12 protein-coding genes are annotated in these 16,911 nt (G+C 62.2%); 6 read left to right on the top strand and 6 right to left on the bottom strand.

Annotation, left to right across the window (positions count from 1 at the left end; genetic code table 11):
- The first annotated feature begins 14 nt into the window (after positions 1-14).
- A complete protein-coding gene (gene rpmH / locus KA354_17765) occupies positions 15-155 on the top strand; it encodes a 50S ribosomal protein L34 (protein MBP7936490.1) in 141 nt (46 codons plus the stop codon).
- A 287-nt stretch (positions 156-442) separates the two neighbouring features.
- Positions 443-2,437: a cation-translocating P-type ATPase gene (locus KA354_17760; protein MBP7936489.1), complete on the top strand. Its 1,995-nt coding sequence runs from the start codon at positions 443-445 to the stop codon at positions 2,435-2,437.
- Positions 2,438-3,110: 673 nt separating this feature from the next.
- Here KA354_17760 and KA354_17755 read toward each other — a convergent pair.
- Positions 3,111-3,314: a hypothetical protein gene (locus tag KA354_17755; GenBank protein MBP7936488.1), complete on the bottom strand. Its 204-nt coding sequence runs from the start codon at positions 3,312-3,314 to the stop codon at positions 3,111-3,113.
- Between the two features lie 10 nt (positions 3,315-3,324).
- The gene (locus KA354_17750) at positions 3,325-3,621 is read right to left on the bottom strand and encodes a nucleotide pyrophosphohydrolase (protein ID MBP7936487.1); all 297 of its coding nucleotides are present in this window, start codon (positions 3,619-3,621) and stop codon (positions 3,325-3,327) included.
- A 51-nt stretch (positions 3,622-3,672) separates the two neighbouring features.
- On the opposite strand from KA354_17750, the gene rnpA reads away from it, so the two are divergent.
- A complete protein-coding gene (gene rnpA, locus KA354_17745; protein ID MBP7936486.1) occupies positions 3,673-4,266 on the top strand; it encodes a ribonuclease P protein component in 594 nt (197 codons plus the stop codon).
- Between the two features lie 363 nt (positions 4,267-4,629).
- On the opposite strand, the gene KA354_17740 is transcribed toward rnpA, so the two are convergent.
- Positions 4,630-7,422 carry a vitamin B12-dependent ribonucleotide reductase gene (locus tag KA354_17740; protein MBP7936485.1) on the bottom strand — a complete coding sequence of 931 codons (2,793 nt, stop codon included), beginning with the start codon at positions 7,420-7,422 and terminating at the stop codon, positions 4,630-4,632.
- A 529-nt stretch (positions 7,423-7,951) separates the two neighbouring features.
- On the bottom strand, positions 7,952-9,133 hold the full coding sequence (locus KA354_17735; protein ID MBP7936484.1) for an App1 family protein: 1,182 nt from the start codon (positions 9,131-9,133) through the stop codon (positions 7,952-7,954).
- A gap of 385 nt (positions 9,134-9,518) precedes the next feature.
- Here KA354_17735 and KA354_17730 point away from each other — a divergent pair, with 385 nt between their 5' ends.
- Together KA354_17730 and KA354_17725 are read left to right on the top strand one after the other, a co-directional pair.
- Positions 9,519-10,820 carry an adenylosuccinate synthase gene (locus tag KA354_17730; GenBank protein ID MBP7936483.1) on the top strand — a complete coding sequence of 434 codons (1,302 nt, stop codon included), beginning with the start codon at positions 9,519-9,521 and terminating at the stop codon, positions 10,818-10,820.
- A gap of 7 nt (positions 10,821-10,827) precedes the next feature.
- Positions 10,828-11,604: an isoprenyl transferase gene (locus KA354_17725; protein ID MBP7936482.1), complete on the top strand. Its 777-nt coding sequence runs from the start codon at positions 10,828-10,830 to the stop codon at positions 11,602-11,604.
- Positions 11,605-11,717: 113 nt separating this feature from the next.
- On the opposite strand, the gene KA354_17720 is transcribed toward KA354_17725, so the two are convergent.
- Both KA354_17720 and KA354_17715 read right to left on the bottom strand, forming a co-directional pair.
- Complete coding sequence (locus tag KA354_17720; GenBank protein ID MBP7936481.1) at positions 11,718-13,016, bottom strand: efflux RND transporter periplasmic adaptor subunit; 1,299 nt, start codon at positions 13,014-13,016, stop codon at positions 11,718-11,720.
- On the bottom strand, positions 13,013-16,216 hold the full coding sequence (locus tag KA354_17715) for an efflux RND transporter permease subunit (protein ID MBP7936480.1): 3,204 nt from the start codon (positions 16,214-16,216) through the stop codon (positions 13,013-13,015). Before KA354_17715 ends, KA354_17720 begins: the two co-directional genes overlap by 4 nt.
- A 398-nt stretch (positions 16,217-16,614) precedes the next feature.
- Between KA354_17715 and groES the strand changes: the two genes are divergently transcribed.
- Complete coding sequence (groES, locus tag KA354_17710; protein MBP7936479.1) at positions 16,615-16,911, top strand: co-chaperone GroES; 297 nt, start codon at positions 16,615-16,617, stop codon at positions 16,909-16,911.

The following is a 16,911-nucleotide window of genomic DNA, read 5'->3' as shown; positions in this document are numbered from 1 at the left end:
GAAGGAACCGAACGATGCATTATCCTCGTAAGTTGAGTCGGATCAAGAAGATAAGGAAACACGGATTCCGCGCGCGGATGCGGACCGCCGGTGGCCGCAAGGTACTCCAGCGCCAGCGACGCATCGGCCGCACTTCCTTCTCCACCGCCCGTTGAACTGTGGCCAGGGCAAGCCGGCCCCGTCCCCGGAGTGATCTCCCATCAAGGTCTGACAGGATCCGCACCCTTACCAGGATCGCTGTGACGCGCTCCGCGGCTCCCGCGCGCGACCGCCCCGTGATCTGGCTGCCCAAGGCCGAGCGGGATCCGGCCCGACCCAGCATTTCGGCGCGTTTCGGACCTCGCCCCCAAACCGGTACCGACTATCGACCGTATGACTCGTATGGGATACAATGCCCTGTCCGGATTTCCCTTTTCCCGTGTCCCGAGGTGAACGTAAACCCATGGCTCATGACTATCTGAAGGAATCCATCGAGGCCCAGACCGGGCGATCCAGCATCCTCCTCATCGCCACACTGATGGGCGGCATCCTCGTCCTGAACTCGTTCCTCGCCGAAGGTGTATTCAAACAGCCAGAATACACGGACACTTTCGCCTTGCTCGGAGCCCTGCTGCTGGGAGCTCCGCTGGTGGTCCACGCCGTCAAGCACCTTCTCCAGGGCCACATGCACATGGACGAGCTGGTCGCCATCGCGGTCATGGCCGCCATTGCGATCGGCGAGTACCAGGAAGCAGGCGTCATCGCCTTCTTCATGATCATCTCGACGCTGATCGAAACCCGAACCGCCCTTGGCGCCCGGGCGTCGATTGAAGGCCTGATCCGCCTCACGCCCACCCGCGCCCACCGGATCTCCGCGGACGGCCGCGAGGAGGAGGTCGAATCCCGCCTCCTCCAGCCCGGCGAGATCATCCGCGTCCGGCCGGGCGATAACATCGCCGCCGACGGCGTGGTCGTCACCGGCCAGTCGTCGGTCAACCAGGCCAGTATCACCGGCGAGTCCATGCCGGTCGATAAGGGCCCGAACGACGAGGTCTACGGCGGCACCAGCAACCTCACCGGCTCCATGGACATCCGCGTGACCAAGGCCGGGGCAGACACGACCATCGGCCGGGTCCAGAAGATGATCCTCGAAGCCGAGAAGACCCGCATTCCGCTCATGCGGCTAATCGATCAATACGCCGCGTGGTACACGCCGACCGTGCTCATGCTCGCCCTCATTGTCTGGTTCTTCAAAGCCGATACCGATGGCATCACCCGCGCCATTACCATGCTCGTGGTCGCATGCCCGTGCGCCTTGGTCCTCGCCACCCCGACGGCCATGGTCGCGGCTCTCTCCTGTGCCGCCCGCCTCGGCATCCTGGTCAAGAACGTCGTCACCCTGGAAGGCGCCCGCAACCTGTCGGCCGTGGTTTTCGACAAGACCGGTACGCTGACCACTGGCGAGCTGTCGGTCACCCAGATGAAGCCGGTGCCGGGCATCGAAGGAACTGACCTCCTCCAAGCGGCCGCCTCGGCGGATCAGCTCTCCAAGCACCCCAGTGCCCAGGCCCTGGTCTCGGTCGCCCGCAAGGCCCGGATCGGGCTCATCAAACCGCAAGCGTTCAAGGAGACCATCGGCAAGGGTGTCTCCGCGACGATCAACGACCGCGAAGTCCTGGTCGGACGGGCAAGCTGGCTGGCGGACTGCGGGGTGGACCTGAGCAGGCTCAACGATCCCGATTTCAAGGAACCCGAGGGTCTGAGCGTGCTGTGCGTCGCCCGCGATGGCAAGCTCATCGGCTGGGTCGGTCTCGAGGACCGGACCCGCGACGAAGCCCGCGAGGCCATCGAGGATCTGCGGCAGCTGGGCGTCCGCAGCCTCATCATGGTCACAGGCGACAAGTGGTCCGTGGCCCGCCGAGTATCGGCCGAGATGGGCTGCACCGACGTTCACGCCGAAGTGCTGCCCGCCCAGAAACTCCAGATCGTCGATCAGCTCAAGAGCCGGCGCCACCGCGTGGCAGTGATCGGTGACGGTGTGAACGATGCCCCGGCTCTGGCCGCCGGTGATCTCGGTATCGCCATGGGGGCCGCCGGCAGCGACGTGGCCATCCACTCGGCCAGCATTGCCCTGATGAACAACGACCTCCGCCGCCTGCCGTTCCTGATCCGCCTCTCGCGAGCTTCCACCAAGGTGATTTGGCAGAACATGGCCTTCGGCATCGCGTTCATCGTGATCTTGTTGATCTTGGGCGCGATGGGTGAGATCAACCCCATGCTGGCCGCGTTCCTGCACATGGTCGCCGGCGCGGTCGTGATCTTCAACTCGGCCCGTCTGGTCCGCTTCGGTGAGCATCTGGAATCAACCCCACTGCCGTCAGCCTTCGTGGAGCGCGAAGGCCGCCTCGCTTCTGCGGCACAGCAGACCAGCGGCCCGGTCGCCGCAGTCCCGGCCTGAGTCCGAACCGCAAGCCCTTTGCACAACATCGCCCGCCCCGGCAGGCAACCGGGACGGGCGATGCTGTTTAGCCCCATCTCGACGAGGACCCCCATGCAGCTCCCTCCTCGATGCGAGTCGTACGATTCAAATTGAACCGCAACGCGGTTCCAGAATTCAGCCCAGAGTCGCGAAGCGCACCCTGGGTGACATGCCCACCGTTCCCGTCCGCAAACGCTGAAAGCGTTTCACAACGTTGCTTCGGCCGCATCCCTCGTTCAGATCTGCCCTCGATGGCAGAAGCCCTTGTCGCGACTCTTCCTACCGCAATAGCATTCCCACGGCAGCGAACGATGGGAGACCACCATGGATCTCTGGCGACACCTCGCACCCCCTCCAAAGAGCCATGTCCGGCTGCATCCCTCTTGTCTTTCGCCTACTTCAGGACCAACTTCGCCTGCGCGATCTTCTGCCCGGTGTGCGACTACAACCTGCGAGCGAGCACCAACGGCGTCTGTTCGGAATGCGGTACCGCAATCCCCCAGCCAATCCGAGAGCGGTTGTCGCGGCAGAACGGTCCGTAGGATGACCCCTTCGTGGGCGAGGCCCCACCCCGCAGCGCCGCGAAACTTGCAGGATGGCCACATCCCACATCCTTCCGACTCTGCTCCTCCCGCCACACGGCTTCCCCGCTCTACCCCGGTTTGATGATCTGCCAGATCACCGGACCCAACTTGCTGAATAGGACGCTCTGGTAGATCAGGCTCGGGCTGGACTGAGGGCTGAAAAGAACCTCGGTCTCCTGCTGAAGGATGCGGAAGCAGTTCACCTCCATCAGCGGGAGAACCAGGATCGGGATCGCGAGCTTTCGGCACCAGGGCCGGATTCCGCGTTTCATGCGACGCTCCTTAAGGCTTCACGTTGCAGGTGCACACCATCCGGCCACAGCCGGGGCACCCCTCGCCGTACTTGTGCCGGATCGCGGCACTGAGGTCCACGTCCATCACATTCGCCAAGGTCGCCAGCCAGGCCAGGACGTCGGCGAACTCCTCCTCAAGGTTGGCCCGGTCGTTGTTCTCCGCAACGGCCGCCGCCAACTCCCCGATCTCCTCCATGAGCCACATGAACGTACCCGTCGGGCCACGTGCCCGGTCCTTGTGCGAGTACATCTTCTCGATAAGTTGCTGAAAGTCCTGCAAGTCCATGGAAGCCAACGGGGATCTCCTGTCAGATCAGGCGGCCAGGATATCTCGGGCATGCCCGCCGGGCAACGGGGCAACAGACGGATTCGCGGCTATAATCGGCGGGTCATGACCAACCGCCCACCAGACGCCATCAGCCGCCCACGTGAAACGCTGCCCCGCAGTGTCAGGATTCGATCCCGCCGAGACTTCGAACGCGTGTTCGACCTCAAGATTCGGGCCACGGATGCCACGATCACCCTGTACGGCGCCCCTTCCGACCGTGTCCTGGCCAGACTCGGCATCGCCGCCGGACGCCGCCTCGGAAATGCCGTCGTGCGCAACCGAACCAAACGCCTGATCCGGGAAGCATTCCGCCGCGTCCGAAACACGCTTCCGTCAAAAACCGACTGGGTCGTCGTTCCCAGAGCCGGCGCTGAGATGGCTTCCCGCAGTCTCCAGGTCTCGATCATCAACCTGGCTAGACAGCTGGCGGAGAGAATCGAGGCAAGCCGAAGAGCGGTGGAGGCGACCAACGCAGCGAAGAACTCACAGGGGTCTGATACCACCAAGGAAAGCGGACCCACGGCCTCCGAACGACGCGGCCTCGTCCCCGCGCCGGTTCCCCGGCAGCAGAAGGCGCGCAAAAAGAAAGCACCAGGTGCCTAAGGCTGGCCCGGTGCTTTCCGGAGGGGAAAGAAGCCAAACTGAATCGCCCTGTCATGCCAGGGCCACAGACCCTCCGATGACACCACGTTTTTATTGTCGGCTAAGCCGCGAATAATCTTGCATCTTTTTTTTGCACCCCAGTCGGGCTTGCAGGCGAATCGCGGCTTGCTCTGGCTCGTAAGAAGTCTACACGGGGATCCCAAACCATGCTAGCGAGCAATCTCGCGTTTTCACCCCATTCTCACTACTGGCAAGAAGCGTTGTATCGGACCTCGTCATCACCTACGTCGCGCCAAGCGGTATCTATATCACAGGACTCGGACAACATCAAGCCCAAAGCAACCCGTTTTTCGTGAGACTTGGTCAACACTGGGCCCACCCGCAATGATGGCACTTGTTGCAGCCTTCCGCAAAAACCAACCCTTCACCGCAGGAAGGACACTTCACCTTGAACGCAAGACGGATCGGCGTCAGGACACTTGTGCCGGAAGCGGACGAATGGGAATCCATGCTCGATCCAGCACCTGCCACGACAGCGTGGCGCACTTCCGTCACCTGCGCGTGATTCTTGCCATTCCCGTTCCCATTGCCATTGCCGTTGCCCGGATGAGGATTAACGCTGGTCGGAGGTACTATCGGACCGGCATGGCCCTCGACAGGCCGATCCAGCGAGGCGAGATCGCACTCACCCAGCAGCAGAGCCCGCAGGCCGAATCGTTCCTTGGCCCGAGTGTACTTTTGCAGGGCCCGAGCCAGACCGTCGCCGAGGCTCATGATCTTGCCGTCCTTGGTCGGCACCTGCAGGCTGGAGCCGATGTCCCGAAGCTGGCGGATCACATGCCGGAGTGCCCCCCCGGCTCGAAGCCAGAGCGAAATCAACCTGCAGATCGCTTCGAGATCGCTGTTGGCGATGTCACCACCCTTGCCGAGCTGGGCGAAAACCTCAAGCTCGCGTTCGCTGCGCGGATCAACGGTGATCTTCACGTGCATGTTGCCGAACGGCGTCATCTGCCGGATCCGGAATCCGCTGACAATCTCGGGAATGTCGCGCGGTTCAATGGTCGGCGGCTCGGCGACCGGCTTGCGGACGCACACCTCAGGGCTTTTGGAGGCTCCATTCCCAGGGGCAGATGGGGGCGTCGCCATGGGAGTCAGCTCCTTGCTGGCATTCTTTACCTCGGTGGCGGACTTGGCCTGGGTTGCTTCACCCTTGTCGACCTTCTTCAGAGCCATGGGCTGCTCGGTCCGGCACCCATCTCGATAGACGGTGACCCCTTTGCACCGCAGTTGGTAAGCCAGTCGATAGATCGTGTCTACGTCCGCCACCGAGGCATCGTGGGGGAAGTTGATCGTTTTCGAGATGGACGCGTCACAGTGCCGCTGGAACGTCGCCTGCATCCTCACGTGCCAATCCGGTGAGATGTCATGGGCACAGACGAAGATGTGCTTGGCGTCGTCGGGCACGCCAGGTATTCCAGCGAGGGTGCCATCCCTGGCAAGACGATCCATCAGACCCTCGCTGTCGAGACCTCTCGCCGCAGCATAGGCGGCGAAGATTGGGTTGACTTCAACCATGGGCTTCTTGCCTTCATCCTGACCCTTGAGCACGTTGCGGAAGAAGGCAAGACTGAACATGGGCTCGATGCCGCCGGAGCAACCGGCGATGATACTGATCGTGCCGGTCGGAGCGACCGTGGTCACCGCCGCATTCCGCATCGGACGATGATGCTGCGTGTCCCAAATGCTGCCCGCCCAGTTGGAGAACGAACCTCGCTCGGCGGCCAGCTTCTCACTGTAGTCGTGCCCCTCGTCGTTGATGAACTTCATGAACCGCTCGCCCCAGGCCACGCCATCCTCGGAGGAATAGCACACCCCGAGCCTGAACAGAGCGTCGGCGAAGCCCATGACACCCAGGCCGACCTTGCGGTTCGCCTTGCAGATGGCTTCGATCTGAGGCAGCGGGTAGTTGTTTGCGTCGATCACATTGTCCAGAAAGCGCACCGCGTCGTAAACCGTCTCGCGAAGAGCGTCCCAGTCCACGTCCGCCTTGCCCGTGCCTGCGTCGCGCACGAACGCGGCGAGATTAATACTGCCGAGGTTGCACGCCTCGTACGGCAGCAAAGGTTGCTCGCCGCACGGATTGGTGGCCTCGATCCGGCCAAGCTTCGGCGTTGGATTGAACTCGTTGATCCGGTCGATGAAGACCACACCGGGTTCGCCCGTTTGGTGGGCGTTCTTGACGATAATGTCCCAGATGTCACGCATGCTGTAGACGGGAATAGCGAACGACGAGCCGCGGGCGACCGTCTCGGCCGTGGCGTTGCCATCCGAGTCTTCAACCCGCAGCTCGCCGTCCTGACCGCGCCTGATAGGGATCAGTGACCGCACATCGTACTTGGCAATCTCCACGGATTTGGGAATCAAGTACTCCTGCCCACTCCGCGGATTGCGAACGACATGCGGGGCATCCGCATCTCTCAGAAACGCTTCCATCCATGGATCGGTCAACTTGACCGAGATGTTGTAGTTGGTGAACTGGGTGAGGTCCTGCTTGGCGAACAGAAACTTGAGAATATCGGGATGATGAATGTACATCATCCCCATGTTCGCCCCGCGACGGAACGCACCCTGCTGAATCGCGTTCGTCGCCTCGCTGAACGCTCGCCAGAAACTGATCGGACCCGACGTCGTGCCGCCCGAACTGCGGATGTAGTCCCCGGTGGGACGGAGTTCGTCGAAGGCGAATCCGGTCCCGCCGCCAGCCTTCTGAATGAGAGCCGTGTTCTTGATCGAGTCGAAGATCTCCGCCACGCTGTCTCGCACCGGAAGCACGAAACAGGCACTCAACATACCCATCTCACGCCCGGCATTCATCAGCGTCGGACTGTTGGGCATGAAGCGCCCGCTGACGATCAGATCGTAAAAACGACTCGCCCAGTGGTCCCGCTGCGCTTGGTCGCCGTAGGACAACTCAACGTCGGCAATCGTGCCAGCCACTCGATCGAACAGGGCTTTCGGCGTCTCTGTCACTTGGCCGTTCTCATCTTTCTTGAGATACCGCGCCCGAAGTACGCGCAGAGCGTTCTCGCTCAGCCCGACGTTCGCATCGTCCTCATGGGCATCCGTTCCGATGGTCTCATCCTTGATTGACGCCACTGTCCAAACTCCCGAAGGCAAACCGGCCTCATGCCCGATCCGCCCAACAGCTCACCCGGCCAACCCAACCTGCCTGCAAACCCCGTCCTAGCCGTTTGGCGCGCACCCCCACACGCCGGATGCGCCCTAACCGCTCCGCAAAAGAAATCACTCTCTTGCGTCCAGAAGATACTAAGCCCGACCTGATTCACGCCCCAACATGTGGGGGGCGAATATCTTAATACCCCAAGAAGTAGCCCCTGTCAACGGAATCTTCCCCTTAAACTCGCCGATTTCTGGACGTCGACACAACTCCCAAGCACCAAAGCAGTTACAACATACCTTTTTTTCATCTCACAGGCCATTCAACGTCGAAGAAACACCCAATATATCGGCACGGAAAACCGTCCGACCCCAACATTTTGGGGGTGATTCAGCAAACGCTTTTCTCAACGGCTTGGTAACCTTCGAAAAAGAAGGAGGTTCGGCTCCTCATTCCTCAGAGACATCACCCTCCGCGTTCCACCCGACTCAGGCGCCTCACGACCGGTCACAAGCCGCCACCGGGACGCGTGGCCAAAGGTCGAGTCGTTAGCCACTTCTCCCGAATCAGCCCCAAAACCACCTGCGGATCGGAGAACACCGTCCACCGGTCCTTCGGAACACCCGCAAAGGCCATCGCGAACCGCCGACTCGAGTTGCCCCCCGCGGCGAAGTTCCGAATGAAAACATGGACAATCTGGCCTGGAAACCTCCGGGCGATCCCCCCATAGATCTCAGGATCTTTCTCGCCTGCGTCGCCAACCAGGATAACCCGCCGGTCCGGACCGGCCCTGAGAATGGGCTCGATCGCCGCCGGTTTGCTTTCCTCCGGGCTGGCGAACAGGTTCAGCAAGCTGCTGTCCTTCATCCGGAAGAGCTTCATGTGGAATGTCCCGGCCGGAAAGCCGCTGACCGACATGAACCCAGCAAGCGGCTCGTACAGTTGCCAGGGGCTGGCGGTAACGTAGTGGAACGAAGCTCCGCCGTCAGCCAAAGCGCGGTAAGCGGCGGCCATGCCCGGCACCGCCTTGAACTCGCGAATAAAGGTGTTGGTCAGCAGGGCCTTCTTGTCGGTGACCTGGCTCACTTTGATCGTGTCATCGATGTCGGAAATGACCGACACACCCCTCGCATCCAGGAACAGAACCGACCCGGTCATCCGCCGCCCGTCGCCCTCGGGTAACACCGCCTCGATCGTCATTCCCGAATCACCCGACGCCGCCGTGCCTCCGGACCGCCGTATCGCGGAAGCGGGCACCCGAATGCGTGCCGCCACATGACCATTCGCCTCGGAATCAGGCAGCCTGTAAGTGGCACCCGCCAGGCGGACGACCAGCCTCTTACCCCCCTCGCTGTCCACCAGAAAAGCCCTCGCTCGCTCCTTGAAGACCGCCGTGTCGGCCGCATCGTCCGGCAGGCCGAGCATTCGCCGGAGGGCGCCCAATGCGGCCGCTCGCTTCAGCGAGTCCGACTCCGGCTCGAACACCCACGCGTGGATCTCAATCTCCCAGGCATCCTCGCCAGGAAGGAACCGACCGAGCGTCGGAAAGAACAACACCCGCTCATCCGATTTGATGTTCGACGCATCCGCGGCGGCCAGCAGAAGAGGCAGCAGAACCACGCCACACATCCACAGACCCCCTTTGACGGTCATGCCCAGCGGAACGGGCAACGCTCGACACGCCGGCACCCACCTGCCCGATCCACTCCCGGCATCTTGGTGCTCGTTGCTTGAGCTCCTGGCTTGGCCTCACAACTTCCAAGGCGCCCGCATCGGACTGCATTGTCCGTCACGCCGAAGCGTTTGTCCACCGGTCCAAACCACCGGTTCACCCCGGCGACTCACGACCAAGCCTTGCCGCTCACGAGCACATCGTAACCGGCTCCCCGTCCTTCCGCCCCCCACTATACGCCGCTCTCCGGCCCGCGGCTTTCGCCCCACGTTGACGCAACCACCCACCCCGGATACACTACGTCACCGCGTTGCTGGACGATGCCTGAAGCCGCGGCGGCAGAGCCGTTGAGCTCCCCCCGGCCGGCTGAAACCTCGGGCTTTCCCAGAGAGACACAGCCTCATGAACTTGGGCAAACTCGGACATACGTGCGTCGTCGGTCTGCACTGGGGCGACGAGGGCAAGGGCAAAATCGTCGACCTGCTCACCGAGCAGTTCGATATCGTGGTCCGCTACAACGGCGGAGGAAACGCCGGCCACACCGTGCACGTCAACGGGCAGAAGTTCGCCCTCCACCTGCTGCCCGTCGGCGTGCTGAGCCCCGGCAAGACGGCCGCCATCGGGCCGGGCGTCGCCCTCGATCTCCAGCGGATGCTCGAGGAGGTCTCTGCCCTGGCCGAGCGCGGCATCACCGTCGGGCCGAACCTCAGAATCAGCGACCGGTCTCACCTCGTCATGCCCTATCACAAGAAACAGGATCTGCTCTCCGAGGCCGCTCTCGGCAGCAGCAAGATCGGCACCACTGCCCGCGGAATCGGACCCTGCTACGCCGACAAGATGCTCCGCGCGACGGCTATCCGCGTCGGCGACCTGCTCCACCCGGACAAGTTCCGTGAACAACTCCGGCGCATCGTCGACCTCAAGAACAAAACCTTCGCCGCCTTGTACAACGACCGTGAGCCGCTCAATGCCACGGACATCGCCGACCAGTACCTGGCCTGCGCGGACCGCGTTCGCGGCAACGTCTGCGACACGACCCGGTTCTTCTTCGAAGCCATCCAGGCCGGCAGGCAACTGCTCTTCGAAGGAGCCAACGGAGCCCTGCTCGATATCGACCACGGTACGTTTCCCTTCGTCACCAGCAGCACCACGAGTGCCCTGGGCGTACCGGCCGGGGCCGGTGTGCCCGCCAGCACGCTCACGAGCTGCATCGGCGTCACCAAGGCCTACACCACCCGCGTCGGGGCCGGACCATTCCCGTCCGAACTCGACAACGAGATCGGCCAGTACATCCGCGAACGTGGGCACGAATACGGCACAACCACCGGCCGACCAAGACGATGCGGCTGGTTCGACGCCGCGGCCGCCCAGTACAGCACCCGACTGAGTGGAATCACCCACCTGGCGGTCATGCACCTGGATACGCTGAGCGGCCTGGATCGCGTCGGTATCTGCACCAGCTACCGCACCCCGGACGGCCCTCTGCCCGGCTTCGTCTCCGATTGCCCCACCATGGAACAAGCCCAGCCGGTGCTGGAGTACATGCCCGGCTGGAAAGGCGATCTGCGCAACGTCCGCTCTTTCGATGACTTACCGCGAGAAGCACGCAACTACGTCGATCGCATCGAGTCCCTCGTCGGGGTGCGAATCGCCATCCTCAGTGTCGGACCGGATCGAACCCAAACCCTCATCCGGTCGATATAATATGATCATGCGCGAACCGCCCATCGACCCCCAGGACGAACTCGGGCTGCGACCGGACCAGCTGCCTCGGCACATCGCCATCATCATGGATGGCAACGGCCGGTGGGCCAACCTCCGCAACCGGCCCCGCATCCATGGACATATCGAGGGGGCGGCTCACGTCCGCGAGATCATCACCCATTGCGCCCGCCTCAAACTCGATGCACTTACCCTGTACAGCTTTAGCGCCGAAAACTGGAAACGTCCACGCCGTGAAGTCGACGCGCTCATGAACCTCTACGTCGAGTACCTCATTAAGGAACGAGAGGAAATCATGGACCACGACGTCCGACTGATCCAGATCGGCCGCCGAGACCGGCTTCCCGAGGCCGTCCTTCGCGAACTGGACGTCACCCAGACCATGAGCCGCAACAACCGGGGCCTCAAGCTCTGCCTGGCAATCAACTACGGCTCCCGAGACGAAATCGTGGACGCCGTCCGGGCCATCGTCGCCGACGCGCAGGCCGGGCGGCTCGATCCGGCCGAAATCGATGAGGCCTGCATCAGCTCCCACCTTTACACCGCCGGCGTTCCCGACCCCGATCTGCTCGTCCGCACGGCCGGCGAGATGCGCATCAGCAATTTTCTGCTCTGGCAGATCAGCTACGCGGAACTGTACGTCACCGACGTACTCTGGCCGGATTTCGGCAAGGATGAACTCAACGACGCCATCCGAGCCTATGCCGCCCGCGATCGGCGATTCGGCGGCGTGAAAACCGACGTGCCGTCGAGGGAACAGGCATAGAACGAAAACCGAAATGGAGACTCGTGTAGGTGAACTTAGGCCTGCGAATCCGTGATCGATTCGATTGACCCTGCCCGACAGAAGGTGCCCCGCACGCCGCACATTGCTCAATCTCAGGCCGGGGCGGTCGTGGCCACCTGCATTCCTTCCGTGAGACGGGCATCCGGATTCAACACAACGTCGTCTTCCGGAGACAGTCCCGAGGCCACGCCGATTTCCATTCCATAGTCACCAGCAAGTCGAATCTTCTTGTACTGGAGCCGGCCGTTCGGAGCCACGACCACCACCCGTGTTCCGGCGGCATCAATCACTAATGCGCTGACCGGTAGAAGCAGCGGCGGCGTCTCGGTGGTGATGGAGAACGTGACTTTGACGTACATACCGGGCAACAGCAAGCCGTGCTTATTGGTGATCAGGACTTCGGTCCGCATGGTCCTCGATTCCGGCTCGATGGCCCGAGCAGTGCGTGACACCTCGCCAACCAGCTTGCGGTCTCCTTGCCCGGAAAGCGTGAGTTCCGCCCTCTGTCCAGGTCTGATCGAAGAAGCGGAGGACTGGGGCACCTCAACAAACACCCGAACGACTTGGGCTTGCACGATCTTGAAAAGTGCCGGGCTGTTACCGCCGCCCGTCGTGATCAGATCGCCGATATCGACATACCGAGCCGTGACGGTGCCGTCAAATGGAGCCAGGATCCGGGAGAACGACTTCAGCTGAGAGAGCCGGCGCACATTTGCCTCGGCCGCGTCGACATCCGCCTTGCTCGCCCTCACGGTCGACAGGGCGGTGTCGTACGCCGCCTGTCGTTCAGCCAGATCCTGCACGCTGATCGCCTTGCCGTCTGACAGACTTTTATACCGCTCCAGCGTGGTCTTTGCGAGATTGGCCGCGGACTCACTCGTGGCCAGCCGGGCCTGGGCCTGCGCTTGGGCGGCCCGAGCCTGACCCAGCTCCTGGTCGATCTCAGGGGTATCGATCTCAGCGATCAACTGCCCTTCCTTGACGTCGTCACCGATATCGAAAAACCAGCGTTTGAGGTAGCCGTCGGCCCTGGCGCAGACGGTCGTCTCCCGCATGGCCTGCACATTGCCCGGCAAGACGAGTTGAGTCACCGAAGGCCCGACCTTGGGCTTAGCCACATTGACCACGGGCAACGCCTGTCTGACGCGATCCGCCTCGGCGCGAAGGCCCGCCTCGCGATGCACGCGTGGCAGCCATCCGGTCAGAAAAAGCGCCACGAGCACACCTGCACCAGCCAGGAACAGCACCGCCACAAGCAATGGCCCTGGTTTCGAGAGCGGGACAGTGTTCACGAGATCCTCGACGCCGTTGCTCACCGAACAAGGACGATCTGGTGACCCCGCCACAGGCCCGGCCGAGCGCGGATTCTGATTGGGCTCTGACTCAGTCATGGCCGCTCCCGATCCAGTTCGGCGACGTGGGGCTTGGGCGGCCGCCGACGCAATACACTATACACCACCGGTACAAAGAAGAGTGTCGCGAACGTCGCCACGGCCAGCCCGCCAACCACCGCTCGACCCAGCGGTGCATTCTGCTCGCCACCCTCGCTCAAGCCGAGCGACATGGGCAGCATTCCCATGATCATCGCCAGAGCGGTCATGAGTACCGGTCGAAGGCGGCTCATGCCGGCCGCCAGTGCGGCCTGCGGGGCGTCCATCCCTAGTCGGCGCTGGTCGTTGGCGAACGTGATAACCAGAATGCTGTTCGCCGTGGCCACGCCGATACTCATGATCGCCCCCATGAGCGAAGGTACGTTGAGGGTCGTTCCCGTGGCGAACAGCATCCAGACAATGCCCGACAAGGCGCCGGGCAGAGCCATCAGGATGATGAGCGGATCGACCCACGACTGGAAGTTCACCACCATGAGTAGGTAGACCAGCAGAACGGCGAACACCAAACCGTAAGTGAGACCACTGAATGAGTTATTCATGCTCTCCACCTGGCCGCGAACCACCACGGTGGAGCCGCGGGGCAACTGGGGTCGGTAACGGTCGAGAATCTCGTCGACCGCCCGGGAGACCGAGCCCAAGTCAGTATCCTGAACGCCGACCAACACGTCGAGCGTTCGAGCGACGTTGTGGTGGGTTATGTTGGCCAACCCGGTGGAATGCGATACCTGTGCCACGTCACTCAGTAGCCGCGGCTCGTTCAGCCCCGTCGCCGTGATAGGCGTATTCTCGAGAGCGCTGATCGAGTTGATTTTGTACTGAGGCGTCTGGACGATGATGGAGTACTGCACGCCGCGTATCGGGTCAAGCCAGAAATTGGGCGCCGTCTGACCGCTGCCGCTGAGCGACATCAGCATGTCATTGGCCACATCACGCTGGCTCAGTCCGAGCTGAGCGGCCAGTGTGCGGTCAACGTTCACACGAAGTTCCGGCACATTCACGACCTGGTGAAGGTGCACGTCGACCGCACCGGGAATGGCCGCGACTTCCCGGCTGATGGCCTGAGCGATGCGGAGGTTCTCGGGTTGATTTGCCCTCGGCCCGACGATCTGGATGTCGATCGGCGCGCTAATGCCGAAATTGAGGACCTGCGTAGCGATGTCCGCAGCCTGAAAGAAGAAGATGAGATCGGGAAATCGGGCTGCCAATTCCCGCCTGAGGCGCTTGACGTACTCGGGCGTGGTGCAGCGCCGCTCCGGCTTGAGGGCGATCAGCACCTCTCCCTCCGCCGTCGAAATCAGCGTGCCGTCGCTCAATGCCAGATTGAGCGAGCTGACCGGCGTCCCGATGTTGTCGAGGACCATCGCGGTCTCTTCCGGCGGGATGATCTCGCGAATCACCTCGCTCACCTTCGCGAAGTGGCGTTCGGTCTCTTCGATCCGCGTACCCGGCGGGCATCGCACGTGCAGCCGGATCTGGCCGGCATCGACCGAGGGGAAGAAATCCCGCCCGATCAACATGGCCAAACCGGTAGACGCGGCGACAAGCAGGATCGCGACCATGAGAACAGTCAATCGGTGTTCCAGACACCCAGCCAACAGCCCGCCGTAGAACCGTCGCAGTTTCTCGAACTGCCTCTCGAAAACGCCGTGGAAACCGCCGCGAATGCCGCGACCCCCGGCAACGGCCGCACCACCGAGAACCTGCTTCACTCCTCCCTGGAACTCGTCACGAAGAAGATAGTAGGCCATCGTCGGCACCAGAGTGCGCGACAGGAGGTAGGACGCCAGCATCGCGAACACGACGGCCATCGCCATGGGGGTGAACAAGTACTTGGCGGCTCCGCTGATGAAGGCAATGGGAGTGAAGACGATGCAGATGCACAGCGTGGAAACGAAGGCCGGCACGGCGATCTGCTGCGAGCCGTCGAGAATCGCCCGAACGAGTGTCTTGCATTGGCCGAGGTTCCTGTGGATGTTCTCCACCGCGACCGTGGCGTCATCGACGAGGATGCCCACCGCCAGCGCCATCCCACCGAGAGTCATGACATTGAGCGTCTGACCAAGCGCGTGCAGGATGGAAATCGACGTGAGAATGGAAAGCGGGATCGAGATGATCACGATGATCGTACTGCGCCAGCTTCCCAGAAACAGCATGATCATTAGGCCGGTGAGTCCCGCGGCGATGACAGCCTCCTTGACGACACCGTTGATGGCCGCCCGGACGAAAACCGACTGATCGAACAGCAGCGTTACCTTGAGTTCTCGCGGCAAAGTGGCCAGTACTCCCGGCAACGCCTTCCGTACCCGGTCCACGATGTCGAGCGTGGAAGCCCCGCCGGCTTTTAGGATCGGCAAGACAGCGGCCCGCTTGCCGTCCACATGTACGACATTCGTCTGCGGCGTGAAACCGTCGCGAACATAAGCCACGTCGCGCATGTAGAGGGTCACACCGTTCACCGTCTTGATCGGCAGGTCATTGAACTCCTCGACCGTCGGCGGACTGCTGTTCAGCCGGACGTTGTATTCCTGCGAGCCAACCTTGGCGGTTCCCGCCGGAATGATCAGGTTCTGGGCGTTCACGGCAGCGGAAATGTCGTCCGGCGACAGCCCCCATGCGTGCAGCTTATCTAGATCCAGATCGACCATGATCTGGCGAAACTTCCCGCCATACGGCAAGGTGATCTGGGCGCCTTGCACCGTCGCCAGGCCGGTACGGATGAAATTCTGGCCGAGGTCAAAAAGCTGCTGTTCGGTCAGGGTGTTGCTCCCCAGGGCCGCCTGAAGCACGGGGACATTCGAGGCGTTATAGCGGATGATGAGGGGCGGTGTGATGCCCGGTGGAAACGCTCTCAGGATGCTCTGCGAGATGGCCGTTATCTGGGCGGTAGCCGCCTCGATCTTGGCTCCGGGGTGGAAGAACACCTTGACGACACACACGCCGCGGAGCGACTGGCTTTCGATGTGCTCGATGTCGTTAACCGTCGTGGTCATCGCCCGTTCGTAACCAGAGGCGATTCGCTGTTCCATTTCCTCCGGCGGCATCCCGGAGAAGGACCACATCACTGCCACGACCGGGATGTCGATCTCCGGGAAGATATCCGTGGCCATGCGGACAAGGGTGACCCCGCCAAGAATGGCGATGAGCATCGCCATGACAATGAAGGTGTAGGTCCGCCTGAGTGCGAGTTCAACAAGCCACATGGAGACGCGCACTATATCCGGTCCGGCGCTCGCAGGGAAAGCCAGATTCGCCGCTCGTCCCGGCGCCCAATGCGGCCCACCCGCGGGCCAGACGACCGTCGGCGAGGCATGCCATTCTGACAGCCGATCCCCCGGGGCGTCCGAATATGGCAGAAGCCCGGACGCCAATCTGCGCCCACGCCTCTAATGATGTAAAATCATGTAAATAATGATCTTAAGCAGATGCTGACTGGGGCAAACAGGCCCCCTGCAGGGTGCTGGCATTGGGCTTGCTCTTCTCTCGACGTTGGGTTCCCTCCCGCCGGTAAGTCCGCGCCCGCCAGTGGCCGACTGCCCGTCGCGATGGGGCATGATGTGCGTAGAATGCCACTCGGATCGCATGAGAAAGGAGTTGGATGATGGCAAAGATCAAAATCCGTCCGCTGGGTGACAAGGTCGTGGTCAAACGCGTGGAAGCGGAATCGAAGACCGCTGGCGGGATCGTCCTGCCCGACACCGCGAAAGAGAAGCCCCGGCGCGGAATCGTCCAGGCGACCGGCGACGGGAAACTCCTGGACAACGGGCAGCGAAGCAAGCTCCAGGTCGCCAAGGGCGATGAGGTGCTCTTCTCCAGTTACGCAGGCACGGAAATCAAGGTCGAAGGCGAGGAGCTCCTGATCCTCGACGAGAGCGATATCCTGGCGATAATCGGTTAA

This window comes from Phycisphaerae bacterium, assembly GCA_018003015.1.
Taxonomy (GTDB): Bacteria; Planctomycetota; Phycisphaerae; order UBA1845; family PWPN01; genus JAGNEZ01.
The sequence above is the reverse complement of the archived record's forward strand: the minus strand, read 5'-3'. Positions and strand labels throughout refer to the sequence as shown.

Excerpts from the sequence above, each read along its gene's own strand:
- KA354_17715 (MBP7936480.1), bottom strand. The coding sequence starts at position 16,216 with ATGTGGCTTGTTGAACTCGCACTCAGGCGGACCTACACCTTCATTGTC.
- KA354_17720 (MBP7936481.1), bottom strand. The coding sequence starts at position 13,016 with ATGACTGAGTCAGAGCCCAATCAGAATCCGCGCTCGGCCGGGCCTGTG.
- rpmH (MBP7936490.1), top strand. The coding sequence starts at position 15 with ATGCATTATCCTCGTAAGTTGAGTCGGATCAAGAAGATAAGGAAACAC.
- KA354_17730 (MBP7936483.1), top strand. The coding sequence starts at position 9,519 with ATGAACTTGGGCAAACTCGGACATACGTGCGTCGTCGGTCTGCACTGG.
- rnpA (MBP7936486.1), top strand. The coding sequence starts at position 3,673 with ATGCCCGCCGGGCAACGGGGCAACAGACGGATTCGCGGCTATAATCGG.
- groES (MBP7936479.1), top strand. The coding sequence starts at position 16,615 with ATGGCAAAGATCAAAATCCGTCCGCTGGGTGACAAGGTCGTGGTCAAA.
- KA354_17725 (MBP7936482.1), top strand. The coding sequence starts at position 10,828 with ATGCGCGAACCGCCCATCGACCCCCAGGACGAACTCGGGCTGCGACCG.
- KA354_17755 (MBP7936488.1), bottom strand. The coding sequence starts at position 3,314 with ATGAAACGCGGAATCCGGCCCTGGTGCCGAAAGCTCGCGATCCCGATC.
- KA354_17760 (MBP7936489.1), top strand. The coding sequence starts at position 443 with ATGGCTCATGACTATCTGAAGGAATCCATCGAGGCCCAGACCGGGCGA.
- KA354_17750 (MBP7936487.1), bottom strand. The coding sequence starts at position 3,621 with ATGGACTTGCAGGACTTTCAGCAACTTATCGAGAAGATGTACTCGCAC.